Below are 2,977 nucleotides of genomic sequence, written 5' to 3' on the forward strand. Positions count from 1 at the left end.
CCGCCCGCACCGGCCCCTCGACCTGGAGCGGCTGCTGCGCCGTCTCGGCCCCGGCTTCGTCCTGCTGACCCGGGCCCACCCGGCGGACGGCGGACCGCTGACCACCGAGCCGCTCCCCCGGCTGATCGAGGTCTCCGGCCACCCCTCGGTGGAGTCCTTGATGCTGGCCGCCGACGTCCTCGTAACCGACTACTCGTCCCTGATGTTCGACTACGCCCTGCTGGACCGGCCGATCGTCGTGTACGCCGACGACTGGGAGGCCTTCGAGGCGGCGCGCGGCACCTACTTCGACGTACGCGCCTTCCCGCCCGGCGAGGTCGCCCGGACGGAGGACGAGTTGCTGGCCGTCTTCACCGGCGGCCACTTCAGCGGCGCCCGCTCCGCCCGGCTGCGCACCGCCTTCCGGGCCCGCTTCTGCGCGTACGACGACGGGCGGGCCGCGGAGCGCGTGGTCCGCCGGGTGTTCCTCGGCCTGCGGGAGGCCGAGCTGCCGCCCGTCGTCCCGCCTGCGGACCGGCAGCCGGTGCCCGCCGCCCGCATCCCCGGGCGCACGTCCGAGCCCGAGCCCAAGTCCGGGCAGCCGTACGCCTGCGACCCGGTCGCCCTCGTCTGACGTCCGTTCCCGCCGTCCTGGAGCCGCCCCGCCATGTCCGCACCGCTGCCGTCCCCCCGTCTGCTGTCCGGTGAGGCCACCGGGGCTCCGCGCCTGAGCCTGGTGGTCCCCTGCCACAAGGTGCAGGGGTACCTGCGGGAGTGCCTCGAATCGGTCCTGTCCCAGTCCTTCGGGGACTTCGAGGTCATCGCCGTGGACGACTGCTCCCCCGACGCCACCGGCCGCATCCTCGACGAGTTCGCCGCGAGGGACCCGCGGGTGCGCGCCGTGCACCTGGAGCAGAACGGCGGGGTGGGGCACGCCAGGAACACCGGGGTACGCCTGGCGCGCGGCGAGTACCTGGTCTTCCTCGACGGCGACGACACACTGCTGCCCGGCACCTTCCAGGCGCTCGTCGAGCGGATCTCCGCGACCGGCGGACCCGACATCGTCGTCTACGACTACGCGCGCACCTACTGGTGGGGCAAGGTCGCCCGCAACCGGGACGCGGAGGTGCTGTCACGTCCGGGACCCGAGGTCTTCACCGTCGACGAGCATCCCGAACTGCTCGACATGTTCACGGTGGTGTGGAACAAGGCGTACCGCCGTGACTTCTTCCTCGAGCACGGCTTCACCTTCCCGCCCGGCTACTACGAGGACATGGTGGTCGCGTACGAGTCGATGTTCACCGCGCGGCGCATCGCGCTCCTCGACCGGGTGTGCGTGCACTACCGGCAGCGGCGCACGGGCAACGCGCTGCGCAGCCCGGACCGCAGGCACTTCGCCGTCTTCGAGCAGTACGAGCGGCTGTTCCGCTTCCTCGCCGATCACCCCGGCCTGGCCAGGTGGCAGGGCTTCCTCTACCGGCACATGGCCGACCACTACCTGTTCATCCTGGGCCGCCGCGACCGCGTACCGCCGCGCGCCCGCCGCGAGTTCTTCCGCCGCGCCGCCCGCGACCTGCGCCGTTTCCGGCCCGTCGGGCACCGGCCACAGGGCCTGCGGCACCGCCTGATGCGGCACCGGCTGTTCCTCGCGTACACCGTGCTGGAGGCGGCCACGGCGCGGCTCGCGGGGGCGCGCAAGCGGCTGCGCCGCAGGCGGAACGCGCTGGCCAGGAGCCTCTTCCGGCTCTGGTACCGGCTCCAGTTGTGCCTCCCCCTCAAGGACGACCTGGCGGTGTACGCGGCCTACTGGAACCGGGGCGCGCAGTGCAACCCCCTCGCGGTGTACGAAGCGGCGAAGGCCCTCGCACCGCGGGTGCGGGGTGTGTGGGCGGTCTCCGCGGCCGCCGCCGCGGAACTTCCGCCCGGCATCGACCACGTCGTGGTCAGCACCCGCCGCTACTGGCAGGTGATGGCGCGCGCCGGGTACCTGGTCAACAACGTCAACTTCCCGGACGGCGTGGTGAAACGGCCGGGACAGGTCCATGTCCAGACCCATCACGGCACACCGCTGAAGAAGATGGGCATCGACCAGCGCGCGTACCCGGCGGCGGCGCGCGGCATGAGCTTCGCCAAGCTGCTGCGGCGCTGCGACCGCTGGGACTACAGCATCTCCTCGAACGGGCACTCCACGGAGGTGTGGGAGCGCGTCTACCCGGTCGGGTTCACCACGCTGGAGTCCGGCTATCCGCGCAACGACGTCTTCTACAGGGCGGGCGCCGAGGAAGTTCTCGGCTGCCGGTCCCGCCTGGGCCTGCCCGCCGGCAAGACGGCGGTCCTGTACGCGCCGACGGTCCGCGACTACCGCAGGGGCTTCACCCCGCTCCTGGATCCGGAGCGGCTGGTCCGCGCGCTGGGCCCCGACTTCGTCCTCCTGGTCCGGGCGCACTACCTCTACCAGGAGGCCCCCGGGCTGCGGGACCTGGAGCGGCACGGTCTGCTGATCGACGTGTCGCGCCACCCGTCGGTCGAGGAACTGTGCCTGGCCGCCGACGTCCTGGTGACCGACTACTCGTCGATCATGTTCGACTACGCCAATCTGGACCGCCCGATCGTGACGTACGCCCCGGACTGGGAGGTCTACCGGCAGTCCCGGGGGGTGTACTTCGACCTGTTGTCGGGCCGCCCTGGCGACACGCCGGGCGCCGTCGCGCGGACCGAGGAGGAACTGGCGGCGGTCTTCCGCGACGGGACGTGGGACAGCGCGGAGGCGAGTGCCCTGCGGGCCGCCTTCCGCGAGCGGTTCTGCGCCTTCGACGACGGCCGGGCCGCGGAGCGGGTGGTGCGCCGGGTCTTCCTCGGCGAGGCGGACGCGGCGCTCCCGCCGGTCGTCCCGCCCGGGGAACGCCGGCCGGCCCCGGCGCCCCGTTCGGCCGCCGCGACGCCCCGTTCGGCCGCCGCCCGCTGAACGATCAGGGAGGCGGGGTGGCAGGGGCAACGG

General features: G+C 73.0%; 2 protein-coding genes. Both read left to right on the plus strand.

Annotation, left to right across the window (positions count from 1 at the left end; genetic code table 11):
* Positions 1-613 (plus strand): CDP-glycerol glycerophosphotransferase family protein (locus GUY61_RS36865; protein WP_208106913.1); only part of this gene is annotated, 613 nt, incomplete at its 5' end.
* A gap of 33 nt (positions 614-646) precedes the next feature.
* The gene (locus GUY61_RS36870) at positions 647-2,944 is read left to right on the plus strand and encodes a bifunctional glycosyltransferase/CDP-glycerol:glycerophosphate glycerophosphotransferase (RefSeq protein ID WP_166634655.1); all 2,298 of its coding nucleotides are present in this window, start codon (positions 647-649) and stop codon (positions 2,942-2,944) included.
* The last annotated feature ends 33 nt before the right edge of the window (positions 2,945-2,977 follow it).

The sequence above is a fragment of the Streptomyces sp. GC420 genome (assembly GCF_009916105.1).
GTDB lineage: Bacteria > Actinomycetota > Actinomycetes > Streptomycetales > Streptomycetaceae > Streptomyces.